Genomic DNA, 19875 nt, shown 5'->3' with positions numbered 1-19875 from the left:
GATGTTGATCAAGCGGCAACGTCAAGGTCAACGTCTGCAAATCACATCCGTTCCGAGAGAAATAGTCAGTTTTTCTCCCGACTTACGCCGTTTGGAAATGACCGACCGCGCTGCCGGGCTGGGCTGCCACGCAAAGCTGGTCGAACATATACTGCGCCACCGAGCGAAAGCAGATCACCTCAAAGGCGCCATCGTCGCGCAGCCAAAAGGCGGCGGGCACCTGCCCCATCCGGGTGCGGCGGAACATGCCGGGGGTGAATTGATCCGGGGCGAGGTCGACGGGGGCGAGCTTGGCCAGCACCTCCCGCGCATGGGGGCCTTCGACACGAAACGCCGCCCGCGCGCCAGAGACATCCATGGCGGTGGTATGGGTATCCTCGAAGGCCGCATGCAGCCGCGCCAGCACCTCGGACACCTGCACGTGGGGGCAAAAGAGCAGCAATTCATCGGGCGACATCCAAGCCGCCCCGGCATCCCCGGCGAAGCGGCATTGTCCCCGCTCGGGGCGCTCCACCCCGGTGAGTTTCTTGGTCACCTTGCGCAGAGAGGGCGCGTCAAGATCGCCGCGGATGGTGATCATGCCCAAGGGCGCCACTTCGGAAATCACAGCGATACCAGCGTCATAGCGGGCGTTCTTCAATGCGCTTACGGGTTCAGACATTCTGTTTCTCCCCCTTGGGATCATAAAACACCGGATCAACGATCCGCGCCTCATAGGTCTTGCCATCGGTGCCGGGGAAGGTCAGCACCTCGCCCATCCGGTCCGGTCCGTGCAGGACTAGCCCCATGGCGATGCCCCGGTCCAGCGTTGGGGAGTGATAGGAGGAGGTCACCCGCCCCTGCATCACCTTCTGGCCGTTCTCATTCTCACCTTCGCCAAGCGCATAGGCCCCATCCGGCAGGGTGCTGCCATCGGTCGTCTCAAGCCCCACGAGTTTCCACCGGGTCGGGTCCTGCATATGGCTGCGCTCTTGCGCGCGTTTGCCAAGGTAGTCGTCCTTCTTTTTCGAGATCGCCCAGTTCAGGCCAAGGTCTTGGGGGATCACCGTGCCGTCGGTCTCATCCCCGATCATGATAAAACCCTTCTCGGCGCGCAGGATGTGCAGACATTCCGTGCCATAGGGCATCACGCCCAAGTCATGCCCGGCGATCAGCAGCGCGTCCCAGAAGGCCTGCCCCTGCCCGGCCTCGACCGCGATCTCATAGCTCAACTCGCCCGAGAAAGAGATGCGGAAGACGCGGACCTTGAAGCCGCCAAGCTCACCTTCGGTCCATTCCATGAAGCCAAGCGCCTCGCGGCTGAGGTCCATGCCGCCGAGCTTTTCCAGACATTTGCGCGCATTGGGGCCGACCACGGCCACCTGCGCGTAATGTTCGGTGGCGTTGACCACATGCACTTTCCAGTCCCACCACTCGGTCTGGAGCCATTCCTCCATATGGGCATGGATGCTGTCGGCCCCGCCGGTGGTCGTGTGGCAGAGGAAGGTCTGCTCATCCAGCCGCGCCACGACGCCATCGTCGATCAGGAAACCGTTTTCGTTGCACATCAGCCCGTAACGGCATTTGCCGGGTTTCAGCGTCGACATCATATTGGTGTACATCATGTCGAGAAACCGCGCCGCATCCGGGCCGCGCACGATCAGCTTGCCAAGGGTCGAGGCATCCAGCAGGCCGAGGTTCTGGCGCGTGTTGGTCACCTCACGCATCACCGCGTCATGGGTGCTTTCGCCGTCTTGCGCATAGGCATAGGGCCGCCGCCACTGGCCGACCGGCTCCCAGACAGCGCCATTGGCTTCGTGCCAATCATGCAGCGGGGTGCGGCGGATCGGCTGGAAGGTATCGCCCCGCGCCGCCCCCGCAATCGCGCCCATCGAAATCGGGTGGTAAGGCGGGCGGAAGGTGGTGGTGCCGACGTTGGGGATCTCTGCATCCAGCGCCCCGGCGAGCGTGGCCAGCCCGTTGATATTGCTCAGCTTCCCCTGATCCGTCGCCATGCCGAGCGTGGTATAGCGTTTGGCGTGTTCGACAGAAACAAAGCCCTCTTGCGCCGCCAGCCGCACGTCCGAGACCTTCACGTCGTTCTGGTAGTCGAGAAAGGTCTTCTCGCGCAGTTTGACGCTGGCGCCCTGCGGCATTTGCCAGACCGGCATCATCGGCGCTTCCTCGCGCCGCGCCGCCGTGGGTGCCGCCAGATCGCGCGGCAGTTTGAAGCCGAGCGACGTCGCCACCCCATCGGCAGCGGCATGGGCGTCATGCAGCACGTCGTCGAGGGCAAAGACCCCCGCTGCCGCCCCCGCTGGCGTCACGAAACCATGGCCGTCTGCCCCGCTGGGCGGGTGGTCCTGATCGGGGCGGAAACAGGCTTTCGCCCCGTCCCATGTCAGCTTGCCGCCGCAGTGGGACCACAGATGCACCACGGGCGACCAGCCGCCCGACATGGCCACCGCATCGCAGGCGATCTCTTCCAAAACCGCCCCTTCGCCCGCCTGCGAACAGACGGTCACACCGCTCACCCGCTTGCCCCCCTGAACCGAGGATACCGCATGGCCCATGACCACCCGAATGCCAAGCGCGCGGGCCTGTGCGACCAATTCGCTGTCTTGCGGCAGGACGCGGGCATCCAGCACGGCGGGCACGTCAAGCCCCGCCTGTTTCAGCGCAATCGCCGTGAGATAGGCGTTGTCGTTATTCGTCACCACCACGGTGCGGTCACCGGGTGAGACCCCGTAATTCGCCACATAGTCGCGCATGGCCGAGGCCAGCATCACGCCCGGCACGTCATTGCCCGCAAAGCTCAGCGGCCGCTCAATCGCGCCCGTGGCGGTGATCACATGGGCCGCCCGCACGCGCCAAAGCCGATGACGTGGGCCTGCGCTCTCGGGGGCATGATCCCGCAGCCGTTCATAGCCCAGCAAATAGCCGTGATCGTAGACACCCGCGCCCATGGTCCGGTCGCGCAGGTCGACATTCTCCATGCCGCGCAGCCGGTCGAGCGTTTGGGCAATCCAATCCTCAATCGGTGCGTCATCCACCGTGCCCCCATCGACCGGCGCACGCCCGCCCCAATGGGCGGATTGCTCCATCACGATGACCCGCGCGCCGCTCAGCCCCGCCGCCAGCGCCGCTTGCAGCCCCGCGACCCCGCCGCCGATGACCAGCACATCGCAGAAGGCGTGGAAGTGCTCATAGGTGTCGGCATCTGCCGCCTTGGGCGCTTTGCCCAGACCGGCGGAATGGCGGATGATCGGCTCATAGAGATGCTTCCACAGCGGACGCGGATGCATGAACATCTTATAGTAGAAGCCCGCCGGCAGAAAGCGGCTGAGGTGTTTGTTGATCGCGCCCACGTCGAACTCAAGGCTCGGCCAGTGGTTCTGGCTTTCCGCGGCCAACCCCTCATAAAGCTCGGTCGTGGTGACGCGGGCATTGGGCTCGAAATGCCCCTCTTGGCCAAGACCGACCAGACCGTTGGGCTCTTCTGGGCCGGAGGTCACGATGCCGCGCGGGCGGTGGTATTTGAACGAACGCCCGACCAGCACCTGATCATTGGCCAACAGCGCCGAGGCCAGCGTGTCCCCCTCATAGCCGCGCATCTGCTTGCCGTTGAAGGTAAAGCTCAGCGGTTTGCTTTTGTTCAGCAGGCGGCCGCCTGTGGCCAGTCTTGTGCTCATCGTGGAAAACCTTGGGGGCTGAGAATGGGGTGAATACCGGGGCGAGAAACGAGGTCGGGGGTTAGCTGGCGCGCTGCCACTGCCAATCGGGATGGCGTTTGCGGATCGCCTCAAGGATGTGATCCGGCGGGGCGAGGGTCTGCGCGGGATAGCTGCCAAAGACTTCGAGCGTGGCGGTATCGCGGGCCATGTGGAACCACTTGCCGCAGCCATAGACATGTCGCCAACGCTCAAGATGCACGCCCTTGGGGTTCTCACGCATGAAGAGGTAGCGCTCGAAATCCTCTTCGGAGCCGCCGGGGCCGATACGTTTCAAATGCGCCTCCCCGCCGCCGTGAAACTCCGTCTCTTCGGCGGTGACATGGCAGCAAGGACAGGTGAGGATCAGCATGGGCAGGCTCCTGCGCGGGTAGAGAACGGCAAAACGCCGCCCCGGCGCGACTGCGCGGAGCGGCGTGAATCGTGAAAAGGCGACGCTGCGCGCGTGGCCGAGGGGGTTTTACTCGGTCGGGGTTGCGGCCTCATCGACGGCATCTGCCGTGCCTTCGGCCGCGCCCTCAATAGTCTCACCAGTGCTTTCGGCAGCACCTTCGATGTTGACGTTGACGTCATTCGCACCATCAAGGTCACCGCCCGCGAAGAGGAAATAGGCCAGCAAAGCCACCACGACGACGACCGCGCCCACGATGAAGGCAAGGCCGCTGTTGCCGCCACGATCGGTCGTAGTCGTGGTTGTGGTGGTGTTGGTATGATCGACGTGATCCGTGCGGTTGTGATCCGGGGTTGCCATTGTTCAGCTCCGTTATATTCAATGTCTGAACGGGTAACCCCGGGCCGGGCACTGGCGTTCCCCCCCCTGCTGAGCAGCGGCGAATTGTGGCCGATCCACAACATCAATGCGCCACCCCGGCGGCCACGGATTCGTCGATAAAGCGGCCTTCGGCGAAACGCTCAAGCCCGAAGGCGTCGGTCAGCGGCGAATGCCCCTTGGCCATCAACTCCGCAAAACCCCAGCCCGAGCCGGGGATCGCCTTGAAGCCGCCCGTGCCCCAGCCGCCATTGATAAACACCCCCTCGACCGGGGTCTTGCTGAGGATGGGAGAGCGGTCGCCAGTGACATCCACGATGCCGCCCCATTGCCGCAGCATCTTGAGCCGTGAGATCATCGGGAAGGTCTCGACCAGCGCGCGCACCGTCTCTTCGATATGATGAAAGCTGCCGCGTTGCGTGTAGTTGTTATGCCCGTCCGTGCCGCCGCCGATGACCATCTCGCCCTTGTCGGACTGGCTCATGTAGCCGTGCACCGTATTGGCCATGACGACGACATCCATACAGGGTTTGACCGGCTCGCTGACCAGTGCTTGCAGGGCAACGCTCTCAATCGGCAGACGGAAACCCGCCATATTTGCCAGTTGCCCGGAATGCCCGGCCACGACGATCCCCAGCTTGTCACACTCAATATCGCCGCGGGTGGTGGTGACGCCGTTCACCTTGCCGCCTGATTGGCGCACCCCGGTGACTTCGCATTTCTGGATGATGTCCATGCCCATATCCGAGCAGGCCCGCGCATAGCCCCAAGCCACAGCGTCATGCCGCGCGGTGCCGCCGCGTGCCTGCCAAAGCCCGCCCAGCACCGGGTAGCGCGGCCCGTCGATGTTGATGATCGGCACCAGTTGTTTGACCCGGTCCGGCCCGATAAATTCGGTCTGTACGCCTTGCAGAGCGTTGGCATGGGCCGTGCGTTTGTAGCCGCGCACCTCATGCTCGGTCTGCGCCAGCATGATGACGCCACGGGGGCTGAACATGACGTTGTAGTTCAGGTCTTGGCTCATCGTTTCATAAAGACTGCGCGCCTTTTCGTAGATCGCAGCCGAAGGGTCTTGCAGGTAGTTCGAACGGATGATCGTCGTGTTGCGCCCGGTGTTGCCGCCGCCGAGCCAGCCCTTTTCCAGCACCGCGACATTGGTGATGCCGAAATTCTTGCCCAGATAATACGCCGTCGCCAGCCCATGCCCGCCCGCGCCCACGATGATCACGTCATAGCGCTTTTTCGGCTGCGCATCCCGCCATGCGCGGGTCCAGCCCGTATGATGGCGCATCGCCTCTCGGGCCACTGCGAAAACGGAGTATTTCTTCATCACGTCACTTCCCGGCAAGGATTCGAGCCGCGCGGGCGGCTGTGCTCAGTTCTGAGCCTAGGAGCAGATATGCGAAATGACCACCACGGCATTTGGACGCGGTTTTGCGACATGCGGCGCGATTGGTGAAAAATGCCGCAGGGCACGCGGCATTTGCGGGCTTTTGTCGGGGCCGGTCAAAGGTTAGGTAGAGGCCATGATATTCTGGTTTCTCTCTGGCGCGATGGCGCTTGTCGTGGGCGGTCTTCTGGCGCGGGCCGCTTGGCGCGGCGCGGATACGCCCCTGCCCGCTCAGGCGGACTATGATCTGAAGGTTTACCGCGACCAGTTGGATGAGGTTGAGCGCGACGTGGCGCGCGGCATTGTCCCCGAGGCCGACGCCGCCCGCATCCGGACCGAGATTTCGCGCCGCATCCTCGCGGCCGATGCCGCCCGCGACGGTGGCCCGCAAACCGCCGCGCGCCCCGCGCCCTTCGTGCTGATCGCCGGGGTCGTGGCCTTGGGCGCCGGGTCTTTGGCGCTTTATTGGCATCTGGGGCAGCCCGGCTATGGCGATCTGGCCCTCGCCGACCGCATCGCCTTTGCCGAGGATATGCGCCGCAACCGTCCCAGCCAGCAAAGCGCGGTGGAGAGCCTGCCCCCCAGCCCTGCCACCGAAGGGCTGAGCGCCGATTACCTCGCCCTGATGCAGCAGCTGCGCGCCACGGTCAAAGACCGGCCCGAAGATCTGCAGGGGCAGACCCTTCTGGCGCAGAACGAAGCCCGGATCGGCAATTTCGCCGCCGCCGCCGAGGCACAGGCCAATGTGCTGCGTCTCAAAGGGGCCGACCGCACCGCCAAGGATATCGCGGATTATGCCGAACTCTTGGTGCTGGCAGCGGGCGGCTATGTCTCGCCCGAGGCGGAAACCGCCCTGCGTGAGGTTTTGAACCGCGATGAGCAGGATGGCCGGGCGCGCTATTACCTCGGCCTGATGATGGTGCAGACCGGACGGCCCGATGTGGGCTTTCGCATCTGGGACGCGCTGCTGCGGCGCGGGCCTGCCGATGCCCCGTGGATCGAGCCGATCCGCGCGCAGATCGCTCAGGTCGCCGCCCTTGCCGGGGTAAACTACGAAATGCCGCAGATTGGCACTGGCGCCCCCGCGCGCGGCCCTTCGGCCGAAGACATCGAAGCCGCCTCTGAGATGAGCGCGGATGACCGGATGGAGATGATCGGCGGCATGGTCGCAGGGCTGTCGGACCGTCTGGCCAGCGAAGGCGGCCCGCCGCAGGACTGGGCGCGGCTGATCACGTCGCTGGGTGTCTTGGGCGATACCGATCAGGCCCGAGCGGTCTATGATAACGCGCTTGAGGTCTTCTCGGGCGATAACGCCGCGCTGGACATGATCCGCAGCGCCGGGGAACGCGCAGGGGTGGCAGGATGATTTACGACGAAACCGCAGATTTCATCGCCGCCCTGCCCCCGATGCAGGCGCTGATCGGGCTGGACTTGGGTGAGAAAACCATCGGCGTGGCCGTGAGCGATAGTTTCCAATCCGTCGCCACCCCGCTGGAAACCGTGCGACGCAAAAAGTTCGGCGTCGATGCCGCCCGGCTGACCGAGATCATCGCCGAACGCCGCATCGGCGGGCTGGTTCTGGGGCTGCCGCGCAATATGGATGGCACCGAGGGGCCGCGCTGCCAGTCGACCCGCGCCTTCGCGCGCAACTTCGACCGGCTCAGCCCCCTGCCGATCACCTATTGGGACGAGCGCCTGTCGACCGTGGCCGCCGAACGCGCACTTCTTGAGGCCGACACCACCCGCAAGCGCCGCGCCGAGGTGATCGACCATGTGGCGGCGGGCTATATCCTTCAGGGATTGCTGGACCGTTTGCAGGTGATGCGCCGTGTCTAAAAAGGTCTGGCAACGTGATGAGGTCGAAAGCCCCTGCATCAACATCTGCGTGGTGCATCCCGAAAGCCGTCTTTGCACCGGCTGCCTGCGTTCGATCGACGAGATTGGCCGCTGGTCCGCGATGAGCGCCGAGGAACGCCGCGCCATCATGGCAGAACTGCCCTCACGCGAGAGCACCCATGCGAAACGGCGCGGGGGCCGCGCGGCGCGGCTGGCCCGGCGGCGCGACTAACGCCGGCCTCAGGCCCCGCGGCGCTGGACGATCTGGTTCAGGAAAATAAGGGCCGCTTCGCCGTTTGTGACATCCTGATACCCAATCGGGGCCCCGTTGTAGTTGGCGGCGGGCACAGAGGCGCGGGCGAAGGTCAGGCTGGTCTCACGGGTGAACATCCCATCGAAACGAAACGCCCGACGGCCCCGGCGCGCAGGTTTCCAATAAGCAAGGTCGGTGCCCTGCCCTTTGAGAATGATCGCTTTGGTCCCGCTTCGGCGCATCTCGTCACGTCCCTTGGTTCGGATGATTCTGCGTTCGTTATGGCATTTAGCCCGCAGTTTGTGTCGAGATTGCGGCAATTTAATGAACATTGTCCGAAATTGGGCGGAAAGAGCCGCATTCCGGCAGGAGTAAGGTCAAAAACAGGACGGCTCAGCCCCAAAGCGCCTTTCTCAACATATTCAGGGCCACCAGCACGAGGAAGACAGCAAACACCCGCCGCAGCGGCTTGGGATCCATCGCATGGGCCAGCCGCACGCCCCAAGGCGCGGTGATCAGCGTCATCGCCACGACGATCCCAAAGGCTGCGAGGTTGACCGCGCCGAGGGTCAGCGGCGGGCGGTTCTGGCCGATGTCGACAAACAAAAAGGCAATCACCGAAGGCACAGCGATCAAGAGGCCAAAGCCCGCCGCCGTGGCCACGGCCTTGTGAATGGGCCGCCCGTGCAATGTCATCAGCGGCACGCCAAAGCTGCCGCCACCGATCCCCATGAGCACCGACAGAAAGCCCACCATCGGCGACAGGAGCGCGCGTTTCAAGCCGCGGGGCATGGTCTCCCCCAAGCGCCACTCGCTCCGTCCAAAGCCAAGGTAGAGACCCACGCAAAGCGCCAACCCGCCAAAGATCACCTGTAGCGTCTGGGTCCGCAATTGCGACACCAGCAGCACGCCCACAACGGCCCCCACCATGATCCCCGGTGCCCAAGTGCGCAGAATTTCCCAATCCACCGCGCCCTTTTTGTTGTGCGCATGAACCGAACGCGCCGAGGTGACGATGATCGTCGCCAGAGAGGTCGCAAGGCAAATCTGCATCAACTGCGGCCCGCCGTAGCCCAGCGATTGCAGCACGTAGAAGAACGCCGGGACCAAGACGATGCCCCCGCCGACGCCTAAGAGCCCGGCCAAAATCCCGGCAAAACCGCCGATCAGGGCGAGCAGCACCAGCATCGGCAATAGATCGTTCAATTCTGGCATGCGCCCCTCCCCGGCTGTCCTTGCGCTCTATCAAGCCGTTTCGCGCGGGGGGTTCAAGGTGATAACGGCGGGCTTGCACTTTGCCCGGGGGCAGTTAGGTTGCGCGCGATTGTGGGCCCCATGCGCACCGACCGTTTGCCGCCCGCCCCATATGGCCCCGGCCATCCCATCCGAAAGGACATTTCGTGCTACGTTCAGCGCTTATTCTTGGGTTGCTGGGGCTGGTCGGCCCCTTCGCCATCGACATGTATCTACCTGCCATGCCCGCCATCGCCGCGAGCTATGGCGCGTCCGAGACGGCGGTTCAGGCGACGATCACCGCCTATTTCATCGCCTTCGGACTGGGGCAGCTTTTCTACGGCCCTTGGGCCGACCAGGCGGGGCGCAAGCTGCCGATCATGGTCGGGCTCGCGCTGTTTCTGGTCGCCTCTTTCGGGGCGGCCTTTGCCCCGTCGATGGCAGCGCTGACCGGCTGGCGCGCCCTGCAAGGGCTGGGCGGCGCGGTGCTGATGGTGGTGCCGCGCGCGATCATCCGCGACCAATATACCGGGACACAGGCGACGCGCTTGATGGCGATGTTGATGCTGGTGATCTCGATCTCGCCCATGCTGGCCCCACTGGCGGGCAGCGCGGTTCTGGCCTTGGCCGATTGGCGCGCGATCTTCATCGCCCTCGGCGTGCTGGCGGTTGCCGCGCTGGCACTCACCGCCACCGCACAGCCTGAGACCTTGCCCGCAGAGCGCCGCGTTCGGATCAACCCGCGCAGCCTTTGGCGCGGGGCGAAAGTGCTGCTGAGCGATCCGATCTTCATGGGGCTGACCTTTATCGGCGGCTTTGCCATGGGGTCTTTCTTTGTCTTCATCGCCTTCGCGCCCTTCGTCTATACCGGGCAATACGGGCTGGGGCCGACGGGGTTCTCGCTGGCCTTCGCGGTCAACGCGGTTGGCTTCTTCTCGGCCTCGCAATTGGCGGGATGGCTGGGCGAACGCTGGGGCATGCGCAGCCTCGTGCGGCGCGGGGTCGCGGGCTTCGTGCTCTTTTCCGCCGCGATCTTTGTCACCGCGTTGGTCACCGAGCCGGGCCTCTATCTGGTGATGGCGGGTCTGTTCTGCGCCAACGCCTGCCTCGGCGTGGTGGTGCCGACGGTGATGGTCGTGGCGCTGGACGACCACGGCGATATCGCGGGGCTGGCCTCGTCCTTGGGCGGCACCTTACAGATGGTGGCCGGGGGCCTCTCCATCGCGCTGGCCGGGCCGTTTTTCGACGGCAGCGTCACGCCGATGTTGGGGGCCATCGCGGCCTGCGGTCTGGTGGCGGCCCTGCTCACGCTGGCGCTGCTGCGGCCCCGCCCTGTGGCTGAGCCCAGCGTCTGACCCTACCCCGCCGCGGCCATGTCCTGTGCCGCGGCGACTTCGGCCAAGGCAGCCTCGACCAGTTCCGGCCCCGCGCCGGGCTTATGCGCCCCTTCGGAAAGGATACGCCGCCACTGCCGCGCACCGGGCCGCCCGGCGAAAAGCCCCAGCATATGCCGGGTGATCTGCCCGAGCCGCCCGCCGTCTGACAAATGCGCCTCGATATAGGGCAACATCCCCTGCACCGCCGCCTCCGCACTGCTGTCGCCGCCCTGCCCATAGATGCGCCGGTCTGCGGTGGCGAGGATATCCGCAGGCGCGTGATAGGCGCTGCGCCCCACCATAACGCCATCGAGCCCCGCATTGAGAAAGGCTTCGGCCTGATCAAGCGAGGTGATCCCGCCATTGACCGAGATGTGCAGGTTCGGGAACAGCCCCTTCATTCGATGGACGAGGTCATAATCCAACGGCGGAATATCGCGATTTTCCTTGGGGCTTAGCCCCTGCAACCACGCCTTGCGCGCATGGATCGTCACACGGGTGCATCCCGCCGCCACGATCCGCGACAGGAATTCGGGGAGGATCTCTTCGGGGTTCTGATCGTCCACCCCGATGCGGCATTTCACCGTGACCTCGACATCGCAGGCCGCGCGCATCGCGTCGACGCAATCGGCCACCAGCCCCGGCTGCTGCATTAAAACGGCCCCGAATGTGCCCGATTGCACCCTGTCAGAGGGGCAGCCGCAATTAAGGTTGATCTCATCATAGCCCGCCGCAGCCCCCAACCGCGCCGCCTGCGCCAGCTCTTGCGGGTCCGACCCGCCCAATTGCAATGCAACGGGATGTTCTGCAGGGTCGTGATCCAGCAGATGCAACGCGCCACCGCGCACCAAGGCGGGGGCGGTCACCATCTCGGTGTAAAGCAGGGTCTCGCGGCTGAGCAGACGGTGGAGGTAGCGGCAGTGGCGGTCGGTCCAATCCATCATGGGTGCAACGCTTAGGCGCGCGGCGCGGTAAACCTCGGCGTGGGTGAGTTTTTGGTCGCGCATGCGGCGGGCTCCGTCTTTGGGTCACGGCCTTCTGCACGGCTTTGCAGGGGTGGCGCAAGCTGTTCTTATGCCGCGGCCGCCCCCGCGCGGGATGTCGCGAAGGGCGGCTGGCCGCGTCACACCGCCGTCGCCGTTTCCGTCTGTGCCAGAATGCCCAAACGCGTGAAAACCCGTTCAAGGTCGCGGTCACCGAAGGGTTTCTGCACCACGGCACAACGGCCCAGCGCTTCGGCGGCGGGCACTTCCGCTTGGCCGGTGGCAAAGATGATGGGCATATCGGGATGCGATGCCCGGACCCGGGTCGCCACCTCTTCGCCCGAGATATCTGGCAGGCCCACGTCGATCAGCAACACGTCGTACTCGTCAGCTTGCAGCCTGTCCAAGGTTTCCTGCCCCGAGGCGGTTTCCGTGACTTCGGTGCCAAGCCCGCTGAGGATATCCGCCAGATCGAGCCGGATCAGCGCGTCGTCTTCGCACAGCAGCACATGACGGGGCCGGTCGGGCTGCTCTTGCGCCGGGGTCCCGGTCTTGGTCGAGGTGACCGGGGCCGAAGACAGCGCATCGCGCACCTTGATCGCCAAAGCGTCTTTGGTGAAGGGTTTGGCAAGGAACTGCACCCCGGCATCGACCCGGCCATCGCGCACGATCGCATCGCGCGAATAGCCGGAGATGAACAGGATCGGCAGATCGGGCCGCTCGGCCTGAAGGGTTTCCGCCATCTCGCGGCTGCTGAACTCGCCGGGCATGACCACGTCCGATATCACAAGGTCGAAGTCCGGTGCATGCCGCGCTGATTTGAGCGCCGCGGTGGGGTCTTCTGCGGTGCGCACGTTATAGCCCAAGTCTGTCAGCAAGGCGGCGGTGGCGTCGCGCACCTCAGCGTCGTCTTCGACCAGCAGCACGGTCTCACTCCCGCCTGCGATCTCGGATGGGTCATGCCACTGCAAAGGCTCCGCCGCCGTCTCGGCCCGCGGCAGCAGCAGCGTCACCGTCGTGCCCGCGCCGGGGCGACTGGCGATGGTCACCCGCCCGCCCGATTGCCGCGCGAAGCCATAGACGGTGGACAGGCCCAGCCCGGTGCCCTTGCCCACGGGTTTGGTGGTAAAGAAAGGGTCGAAGACCTTGGCCAGCGTCTCGGCCGGGATGCCGGGCCCCTGGTCGATGATTTTGACCTCGACGTAGTCGCCCGCCACCATGTCAGGCTCACCAAAGAGTTCTTCTGGGCCGACGTGCCGGTTTTCGACAGCGATCCTCAGCTTGCCGCGCCCCTCCATCGCGTCGCGCGAATTGATCACGAGGTTCAGCACCGCATTCTGGGTGCTGGCGGCATCGGCATAGGCCGGCCAGAGGGCCTCGGGCGTGTCGATCTCGACCTCCATCCCCTCGCCCAAGGCGCTGCGCATAATGTCGTCGATATCCCGCAGCAGATCGCGCAGGTCGATCGAGCGGGGCTGCAACGGCTGGCGGCGGCTGAAGGCGAGCAGTTGCGAAGAGAGCGAGGCACCGCGCTCCACCGCGCGCATCGCCGCATCGATCCGCACCCGCGCGGGCGAATCCGCGGCGATCTCGCGCGCGGCCATGGTCAGGCTGCCGGTCATCACCTGCAACAGATTATTGAAGTCATGGGCGATGCCACCGGCAAGATTGCCCACCGCCTCGACCCGCTGGCTCTGGGCCAATCGGTCGTGCAGCTCTTCCAACTCACGGTTGCGCTTCTCGACACGTTCTTCCAACGTCGTGTTCAAATCGGCCAGTTGGCGGGAGAGTTCTTTCTGCTCGTGGATGTCGGAGTTCGTGCCGACCCATCGGATCAGCGCGCCATGCTCATCCTTAATCGGTGCGCCCCGAACCAGATGCCAGCAATAGGCCCCATCGGCCCGCCGCAGCCGGAATTCCGTTTGATAGACCGATCCAGTTTCCACCGCATGGGCCCAAGTCGTCAAGGCCTTCGCACGGTCATCGGGGTGAATGATCGTCGGCCAAGCATCCCCCACCAGACTGCCCGGCTCGGCCCCGGAAAAGGAATAGACCTGATCGCTGATCCAGTCCAAATGTCCATCGGCGGTGGCGGTCCAGACATGGACCGGCATGGTATGCGCCATGGTGCGGAACCGTTTCTCGGCCTCGCGCAGCCGAATTTCGGCAAGCTTATGGGCGGTCACGTCATTGCCTTGGATCATGATGCCGATGGTCTCGCCCCGCACATTGTCGAGCGGTTGGAAAACGAAATCGACGACGACACGCTCCTCCGGGCCATCAGCGCTGCGTTGCAGCCACGCCTCGGCCCCATGCTGGCTTAAAGCCTTGCCGGTCCGATAGACTTCGTCCAGCATTTCGAAAAAGCCCTGTCCCGCGATTTCTGGCAAGGCTTCGCGGATTGGTTTGCCAATTAGCTCGCGTTGGCCGACCAATTGCATATAGGCGGCGTTGACCGTCCGGAAGACGTGGTTCGGCCCCATAAGGGTGACCATGAAGTTCGGCGCCTGTTCAAAGATCATCTTGAAAAGGCTGATGCCGGTATCAAGCTCTAGGTTCTGCTGCGTCACTTCATGTGCACGGCGCATCACGGCGGCATGGGCAGAGCCCGCTCGCTCTTCGCCGGGGGCTTCAGCGATATAGGCTTCGGTCACATCTTGGGTGTGTTGCAGAAGAAATTCCACCTCCCCTTCCGGGCCCAGGATCGGCGTATGGGTCGCACTCCAATAGCGGTCTTCGGTTTTGCCGTCGGCCGTGTCGATCGGATAGGGAATGACAGGCAGGTGATCCGTGGTGCCATCGCGGAACACCCGCTCGAAAGACGCCCGCAGCATCCGCCCCGACTCGCTTTCGGGGTCCGAGGGGAACTCGTCGAAGAGGTTCTTTCCAATAAGCCCCTCCATCTTGCGGTCCGTCACCTGCAGATAGGCGTCATTGGCCCAGACCACCCGAAGCGCACTGTCCAACAACACGAAAGGCGACGGCGCAGCTTGGAGGATTCTTTCAAAGTCGTGGTTCATCTTGGGGGGTCTTCTATCCAATGGAATGTGCTGGTCGACAGGCCGAAGGGCGCAAGGACGCCCGCAGCTGACAAGCGGTGCCCGCCACGTTGGGGCGGATTTCGAATGCGGGTCTACATGGTATCCTATCTCGGAACTGTCGGGTTTGGGCAATGGCGCCGCTGCGTTTCGAACGCGTTTCGGGCATAGTTAGCGCGCAATCTGCCGAGTGCCAGAAATTCGCGCATATTTTGCATGGCCTTGCACTCCGCGCTGAGTTTGCGATGAATGGGGAGGCAGCGATGGGCCGCCCCGGGCGGCCGCGCAGCCGATCGACCATTGCCCTCTGCCTATTGACCCCCCGCCCTTTGCCAAAGCCATTCAGGACCCCCGCATGACATTCCGCTTCATCCACGCGTCCGACCTGCATATCGGGCGCAAATTCGCGAATATTCCGCAAGCGCCTGACGGCAATATCCGGGGGCGTCTGATGGAAGCGCGGCATGGCGCCATTGCCAAACTGGCCCAGGCCGCACGAGATCACGGTGCGGCGCATGTGCTCTTGGCGGGCGATACATTCGATACCGCGACGCCCTCGGCCAGCGTGCTGCGGCAGGCGCTCACCGCCATGGGCGAGGCGGCGGAGATGACATGGTGGCTCCTGCCCGGCAATCACGACAACCTGCGCGATGCCGAACCCCTGTGGGAGGTCATCGCCCGCGATGCGCCGCCCAATCTGCGCGCCCTCACCGAAGCCGCCCCGATCGAAATGGTCGAGGGTGTCAGCCTCCTGCCCTGCCCCGTGGCCTTTCGCGCGGGCGCCAGTGATCCAAGCGCCCCGCTGGACCGCATGCACAGCCCCGAAGGCCATATGCGCATCGCCCTTGCCCATGGCGGGGTCACCGATTTCACCGACAGCGGAGAGGCCATCGCGCCGGACCGCGACCAGCGCGCGCGGCTCGACTACCTCGCCCTTGGCGACTGGCACGGTCGGATGGCCGTCTCTGACCGGGTGCACTACTGCGGCACGCCCGAGCAGGACCGGTTCAAACACGGGCGCCGTGGCGTCTGCCTTGCGGTTGAAATCGCAGGCCCCGGCGCACGACCCAAGATCGAAGAGGTCGAGACCGGCAGTTTCCTGTGGTCGGAGGCCGAGGTCACGCTGCACCCCCGGCAAGATGTCGCGGCGGCTTTGCAGGCGCTCTTGCCCGAGACAGGGCGCCGGGACCACCTCTTGCGCGTCAAGGCGGGGGGTTGGGCAAGCCTTCCCGACCGCGCGGCTCTTGCCCACGCGGCCCAAGCCTGCGCGCCCGATTTCGCCCATTTCGAATTGCTGACTGAGGGGCTGGGCACCCAGTATGAGGCCGCGGACCTTGATGAGATCGACCGCGGCGGCGCGCTGCGTATGGCGGCGGAAACCTTGGTGAGCGAGGCGCAGTCCGAGACCCTTCCTCAATCCGACCGAGACGTGGCCGCCGACGCGCTGGCCCGGCTGCATGCCTATGTGCAGGGGGCCAAAACATGAAAATCCGCGCCATCACCCTCAACAACGTCCGCCGTTTCACCGACCCCGCGCAGGTCACCGGGATCGGCGATGGGATCAACGTGCTGAGCGAGCCGAATGAGCACGGCAAATCCACCCTCTTCGACGCGATACAGGCGCTGTTTTTCAAACCCTTCGGTTCGCGCGACAAAGAGGTATCGGCCCTGCGCCCCCATGCGGGCGGCGCACCCGAGGTCACCATCGAGGTCGAGACCGAGGCGGGCCGTTTCGCCCTGCACAAACGCTGGTTTCAAAAGCCCCTCGCCACCGTGCACCGCGAGGGCAAGCTGATCGCGCAGGCGGATGAGGCCGAAGCATGGATCGCGCAGCTTTTGGGCGGCGATGCGGGCGGCCCCTCGGGGTTGATCTGGGTGCGGCAGGGGATGACCGCGCTGACCGGCGGCTCGACCAAGGAAGAGAAACTGGCGCTGGAGGCGCGGCGCGATCTGATGACCTCGGTCGGGGCCGAGGTGGAAGCGATGACCGGCGGGCGGCGCATGGACAAGGCGCTGGCGCAATGCCGCGAGGAGCTTGCCCAATATGCCACCAGCACCGGACGGCCACGCACCGGCGGGCCGTGGAAAGAGGCGCAGGATCAGGTCGAGGCGCTGACGGCCACGCGCGATCAACTGGCCGCCACCGCACGCGCGTTGCAAGACGCTTTGGCCGAACGCCAGCGCGCGCGGCGCGCCTTGGCCGAGCTTGAAGCGCCCGAGGTGGTCGCCGAACGGCGCGAGAAACTGGAGGCCGCCCGTGCCGCCCATGCCGCCGCGACCCGCCACGCGGAAGAGATGGAAGCGCTGAGCCGGGCCGTGGAACTGGCCCGTCTTAACGCCGAAAGCGCCACTTCGCGTCTCGACAGCTACCGCGCCGGAGAGGCCGAGCAAAAGGCCGCCCGCCGCGCCGAGGCCGCAGCACGCGAAGCGGTGGAGGCGGCCCGCGCCGCCCTGTCAGACCGCCGCGCCACGTTGGAGGCCGCAGAGGCCGCCGCCTCGGAGGCCCGAACGGCGCTCAAGACCGCCGAGGATGACCACCGCCACGCCCTCCGCGCCCGTGCGGCCCGCGATGGTGCTGACCGACGCCAAGCGCTTGAAGCGCGCATCAAAGAGGCCGAAGACGCACGCCGCCGGATGGAGAGCGCCAGAGCCGCTGCCAAATCCGGCCCGGACGCCGCGGCCCTGCAACGGTTGGAAAGACTATCCGCCGAACTCTCTGCCAGCCGCGCCGCCCGCGATGCCGCGGCCCCGCAGGTGACGGTTCGCTACGCCCCCAATCAATCGGGCGCCATCCACGGCGATGACGGCCCTTTGGCCGATGGCGCCCCCCTGCCCCTGCCACGCCGCACCACCCTGCGGATCGACGGAATCGCCGATTTGGAGATCGAGCCCGGCGCGGGGGGCGGCGAGGACGGCTCGGTCGACGCCGCCGCGGCCCGGTTGCAAACCGCCCTTGACGAGATCGGCGCAGCTGATCTGGCGCAGGCCCGCGCCGCAGGGGCTGCGCGTGCCGAGGCCGCCGCGCGGCAGGGAGAGGCGAAAGCCGTGCTGGCCAGCCTCGCCCCCGATGGGATCGACGCGCTGCACCAAGCCCTCGCCGCCATTCCTGCGCCGGAAGAGGTCTCGGGCGCACCCGATCTCGCGCAGGCCGAAGACGCGCTGCAAACCGCGCAGGCTGCACATGAGCGCTTCCGCATCGCGCGTGAGACCGCCGCCGAGGCGCTGGCCGATGCCAAGGCCGATGCGGCGGGCAAGGAAGCGCAGCTTGCCTCGCTCACCGACCGGCTGCAGCGCGCCGAGGCGCAGCAGGCCAAGCTGGGCGATGTCACAGAAGAAGACCTCGCCGCCCAAACCGTCACCACCGCTGCCGCGCTGGAGGCCGCCCGCCTCGCCCATGCTGAGAAGGCCAAGGACGCGCCGGATGCGGCGAGCCTTCAAGCCGCGCTCACCCGCGCGGAATCGGTCGAGACGCAGGCCCGAGAGGAGATCGCCCGCCTGCACCCCCTGCTCGCCCGGCTGAGCGAACGCATCACCCGCGCCTCGGGCGACGCGGTGGAGGAACGGCTGGCCGAGACCGAAGACCAATTGCAAGCCGCCGAAGCGGCCCTTGCCCGGATCGCCCATGAGGTCGCGGTGCTGACCCGGCTGCAAGAGGCTTTGCAGGATGCAAGGAACGAGGCGCGAGAGCGCTATTTCACCCCCATCGTCAAGGAACTGAAACCGCTGTTGCAACTGCTTTGGCCCGATGCGGAACTGACATGGGGCGAGGAATCGCTCCTACCCCATGCGCTGATCCGCGAGGGCCGGGAAGAGCCGATCGAGGTGCTTTCGGGTGGCACGCAGGAACAGGTGGCCCTGCTGGTGCGGCTGGCCTTCGCGCGGATGCTGGCCCGGGCGGGGCGTATCGCGCCGGTGATCTTGGACGACGCCCTGGTCTTTACCGATGACGACCGGATCGAGCGGATGTTCGACGCGCTGCACCGGCAGGCAGGGGATATGCAGATCATCGTCCTGACCTGCCGCCAACGCGCTTTTCGCGCCCTTGGCGGGCAAGCCCTACGCCTGCAACCGGTCGACCCATAGCGCCAAGCGCCGCGCCCGGCGCGCGGGAATGAACTTTTCCCCCCGTCCTGCGTTGGCTTCCTAGCATATGCGCAGGGCACTTGGGGGGAAGACATTGAACGATATCGCAGCGATCAGACGGCTGTTGGAGGTGCTCGTTCTGATCGCCCTCTTCGTGACTGCCTATTTCGCCAAGGATTTGCTGCTGCCCATCTTATTGGGCTTCCTTCTTGCGCTGACGCTTAGCCCGCTGATCCGCTCTTTTGAAAAGTTCGGCATTTCCCCTCCTTTAGGCGCCGTGCTGCTGATCGGCTGTGTCGGGCTGATCATCTTTGTGCTGGCTGGCCTGTCGGCGGGCACCGTGGCGACTTGGTCCGACGAAATTCCCACCATGGGCAATGAGATACGGCGCAAGCTGCAGGGCTGGGCGCAAACGGTTGAGGATGTCCGCTCGGCCACCGAACAGGTCGAACAGATCGGCACCGAGAATGGCAGCGGGAAGCCCGAAGAGGTGGTGGTCAAACAGCCCGGCCTGCTGGACAACGCCATGAACACCGGCGCGCGGATCGGGGGCACCGTGGCGGTGGCCTTGGTCTTGGCGCTGTTCCTGCTGGCCTCGGGCGATCTGTTCTACCTCAAGCTCGTGCAGTCCTTTCAGACCTTCACCGGCAAGAAACGCGCGTTGAAAGCGGTCTATGACGTGGAGCGCCGCGTCTCGCGCTACCTGCTGACCATCACCATCATCAACGCAGGCCTGGGCATTTCGGTGGGGCTCTACCTCTTCGCGCTCGGGCTGCCCGTGCCTTACGTCTGGGGCTTGGCGGCGTTCTTGCTGAACTTCCTGCCCTATATCGGCGGGGTGATCGGCGCGGTGCTGGTGGGGGCCTATGCCATCGCGACATTCGACAGTGTCGGCTACGCCATCCTCGCCCCGCTTGGCTATCAGATCCTCACCGGGATCGAGGGGCAGTTCATCACCCCCTACCTCGTGGGGCGGCGGTTGGAGCTGAACACGGTGGCCGTGTTCCTCACCGTGGTCTTTTGGGGCTGGCTTTGGGGAATTGCGGGCGCGCTGGTGGCGGTGCCCTTCCTCGTGGTTTTCAAGGTGATCTGCGAGAACGTGACGGCGCTCAACATGATCGGGCATTTTCTGGACAAATCCGCCCCCGATGTGGCGGCAACCGCGGCGGATGAACCCGCCGCGGAAAAGCCCGGTGGCTAGGGC

At 65.2% G+C, this 19875-nt stretch carries 16 protein-coding genes; 7 read left to right on the top strand and 9 right to left on the bottom strand.

Annotation, left to right across the window (positions count from 1 at the left end; genetic code table 11):
- Nucleotides 1-82: 82 nt before the first annotated feature.
- The 5 genes from ACGYLD_RS00755 to ACGYLD_RS00735 all read right to left on the bottom strand — a co-directional run bounded on the left by ACGYLD_RS00755 (nt 83) and on the right by ACGYLD_RS00735 (nt 5809).
- Nucleotides 83-661 carry a sarcosine oxidase subunit gamma gene (locus tag ACGYLD_RS00755; RefSeq protein WP_394400611.1) on the bottom strand — a complete coding sequence of 193 codons (579 nt, stop codon included), beginning with the start codon at nt 659-661 and terminating at the stop codon, nt 83-85.
- Nucleotides 654-3671 (bottom strand): sarcosine oxidase subunit alpha family protein, encoded by a 3018-nt coding sequence (locus ACGYLD_RS00750; protein ID WP_394400608.1) that lies wholly within the window; start codon nt 3669-3671, stop codon nt 654-656. Before ACGYLD_RS00750 ends, ACGYLD_RS00755 begins: the two co-directional genes overlap by 8 nt.
- Before the next feature lie 61 nt (nt 3672-3732).
- Complete coding sequence (locus ACGYLD_RS00745) at nt 3733-4062, bottom strand: sarcosine oxidase subunit delta (RefSeq protein WP_209218644.1); 330 nt, start codon at nt 4060-4062, stop codon at nt 3733-3735.
- Nucleotides 4063-4170: 108 nt separating this feature from the next.
- Nucleotides 4171-4461, bottom strand: coding sequence for a hypothetical protein (locus ACGYLD_RS00740; protein WP_209218643.1), 291 nt, complete (start codon nt 4459-4461; stop codon nt 4171-4173).
- A gap of 103 nt (nt 4462-4564) precedes the next feature.
- Nucleotides 4565-5809 (bottom strand): sarcosine oxidase subunit beta family protein, encoded by a 1245-nt coding sequence (locus ACGYLD_RS00735; RefSeq protein WP_271691677.1) that lies wholly within the window; start codon nt 5807-5809, stop codon nt 4565-4567.
- 196 nt (nt 5810-6005) lie between these two features.
- Here ACGYLD_RS00735 and ccmI point away from each other — a divergent pair, with 196 nt between their 5' ends.
- From ccmI to ACGYLD_RS00720, 3 genes are read left to right on the top strand one after another with little or no spacing between them, the layout of a single operon-like run.
- Complete coding sequence (ccmI, locus tag ACGYLD_RS00730; RefSeq protein ID WP_271691678.1) at nt 6006-7235, top strand: c-type cytochrome biogenesis protein CcmI; 1230 nt, start codon at nt 6006-6008, stop codon at nt 7233-7235.
- Entirely contained in the window at nt 7232-7705 is a 474-nt protein-coding gene (gene ruvX / locus ACGYLD_RS00725; RefSeq protein WP_271691679.1) for a Holliday junction resolvase RuvX, read from the top strand. The genes ccmI and ruvX overlap by 4 nt, the downstream gene beginning before the upstream one ends.
- Complete coding sequence (locus ACGYLD_RS00720) at nt 7698-7937, top strand: DUF1289 domain-containing protein (protein WP_271691680.1); 240 nt, start codon at nt 7698-7700, stop codon at nt 7935-7937. Before ruvX ends, ACGYLD_RS00720 begins: the two co-directional genes overlap by 8 nt.
- Before the next feature lie 8 nt (nt 7938-7945).
- On the opposite strand, the gene ACGYLD_RS00715 is transcribed toward ACGYLD_RS00720, so the two are convergent.
- Both ACGYLD_RS00715 and ACGYLD_RS00710 read right to left on the bottom strand, forming a co-directional pair.
- Nucleotides 7946-8200: a hypothetical protein gene (locus tag ACGYLD_RS00715; RefSeq protein ID WP_271691681.1), complete on the bottom strand. Its 255-nt coding sequence runs from the start codon at nt 8198-8200 to the stop codon at nt 7946-7948.
- A 151-nt stretch (nt 8201-8351) separates the two neighbouring features.
- Nucleotides 8352-9173: a sulfite exporter TauE/SafE family protein gene (locus tag ACGYLD_RS00710; protein ID WP_271691682.1), complete on the bottom strand. Its 822-nt coding sequence runs from the start codon at nt 9171-9173 to the stop codon at nt 8352-8354.
- Nucleotides 9174-9358: 185 nt separating this feature from the next.
- Here ACGYLD_RS00710 and ACGYLD_RS00705 point away from each other — a divergent pair, with 185 nt between their 5' ends.
- Entirely contained in the window at nt 9359-10546 is a 1188-nt protein-coding gene (locus ACGYLD_RS00705; protein WP_209218638.1) for a multidrug effflux MFS transporter, read from the top strand.
- A gap of 2 nt (nt 10547-10548) precedes the next feature.
- Here ACGYLD_RS00705 and dusA read toward each other — a convergent pair whose 3' ends face one another.
- Both dusA and ACGYLD_RS00695 read right to left on the bottom strand, forming a co-directional pair.
- Complete coding sequence (gene dusA / locus ACGYLD_RS00700) at nt 10549-11574, bottom strand: tRNA dihydrouridine(20/20a) synthase DusA (RefSeq protein ID WP_394400601.1); 1026 nt, start codon at nt 11572-11574, stop codon at nt 10549-10551.
- Between the two features lie 116 nt (nt 11575-11690).
- The gene (locus ACGYLD_RS00695) at nt 11691-14522 is read right to left on the bottom strand and encodes a response regulator (protein ID WP_271691684.1); all 2832 of its coding nucleotides are present in this window, start codon (nt 14520-14522) and stop codon (nt 11691-11693) included.
- A gap of 421 nt (nt 14523-14943) precedes the next feature.
- Here ACGYLD_RS00695 and ACGYLD_RS00690 point away from each other — a divergent pair, with 421 nt between their 5' ends.
- The 3 genes from ACGYLD_RS00690 to ACGYLD_RS00680 all read left to right on the top strand — a co-directional run bounded on the left by ACGYLD_RS00690 (nt 14944) and on the right by ACGYLD_RS00680 (nt 19872).
- Complete coding sequence (locus ACGYLD_RS00690) at nt 14944-16074, top strand: DNA repair exonuclease (protein WP_271691685.1); 1131 nt, start codon at nt 14944-14946, stop codon at nt 16072-16074.
- Nucleotides 16071-18671 carry a chromosome segregation protein SMC gene (locus tag ACGYLD_RS00685; RefSeq protein WP_394400597.1) on the top strand — a complete coding sequence of 867 codons (2601 nt, stop codon included), beginning with the start codon at nt 16071-16073 and terminating at the stop codon, nt 18669-18671. The genes ACGYLD_RS00690 and ACGYLD_RS00685 overlap by 4 nt, the downstream gene beginning before the upstream one ends.
- Nucleotides 18672-18765: 94 nt before the next feature.
- Nucleotides 18766-19872, top strand: coding sequence for an AI-2E family transporter (locus ACGYLD_RS00680; protein ID WP_394400594.1), 1107 nt, complete (start codon nt 18766-18768; stop codon nt 19870-19872).
- Nucleotides 19873-19875 lie beyond the last annotated feature (3 nt).

This window comes from Sulfitobacter sp. 1A12056, from assembly GCF_043558125.1.
GTDB classification, from domain to species: Bacteria; Pseudomonadota; Alphaproteobacteria; order Rhodobacterales; family Rhodobacteraceae; genus Sulfitobacter; species Sulfitobacter faviae.
This window is presented reverse-complemented; position numbering and strand designations above follow the sequence as displayed.

Bases quoted from the DNA above. Each gene is read 5' to 3' on its own strand.
- ACGYLD_RS00755 (WP_394400611.1), bottom strand. From the start codon at position 661: ATGTCTGAACCCGTAAGCGCATTGAAGAACGCCCGCTATGACGCTGGT.
- ACGYLD_RS00750 (WP_394400608.1), bottom strand. From the start codon at position 3,671: ATGAGCACAAGACTGGCCACAGGCGGCCGCCTGCTGAACAAAAGCAAA.
- ACGYLD_RS00745 (WP_209218644.1), bottom strand. From the start codon at position 4,062: ATGCTGATCCTCACCTGTCCTTGCTGCCATGTCACCGCCGAAGAGACG.
- ACGYLD_RS00740 (WP_209218643.1), bottom strand. From the start codon at position 4,461: ATGGCAACCCCGGATCACAACCGCACGGATCACGTCGATCATACCAAC.
- ACGYLD_RS00735 (WP_271691677.1), bottom strand. From the start codon at position 5,809: ATGAAGAAATACTCCGTTTTCGCAGTGGCCCGAGAGGCGATGCGCCAT.
- ccmI (WP_271691678.1), top strand. From the start codon at position 6,006: ATGATATTCTGGTTTCTCTCTGGCGCGATGGCGCTTGTCGTGGGCGGT.
- ruvX (WP_271691679.1), top strand. From the start codon at position 7,232: ATGATTTACGACGAAACCGCAGATTTCATCGCCGCCCTGCCCCCGATG.
- ACGYLD_RS00715 (WP_271691681.1), bottom strand. From the start codon at position 8,200: ATGCGCCGAAGCGGGACCAAAGCGATCATTCTCAAAGGGCAGGGCACC.
- ACGYLD_RS00710 (WP_271691682.1), bottom strand. From the start codon at position 9,173: ATGCCAGAATTGAACGATCTATTGCCGATGCTGGTGCTGCTCGCCCTG.
- dusA (WP_394400601.1), bottom strand. From the start codon at position 11,574: ATGCGCGACCAAAAACTCACCCACGCCGAGGTTTACCGCGCCGCGCGC.
- ACGYLD_RS00690 (WP_271691685.1), top strand. From the start codon at position 14,944: ATGACATTCCGCTTCATCCACGCGTCCGACCTGCATATCGGGCGCAAA.
- ACGYLD_RS00685 (WP_394400597.1), top strand. From the start codon at position 16,071: ATGAAAATCCGCGCCATCACCCTCAACAACGTCCGCCGTTTCACCGAC.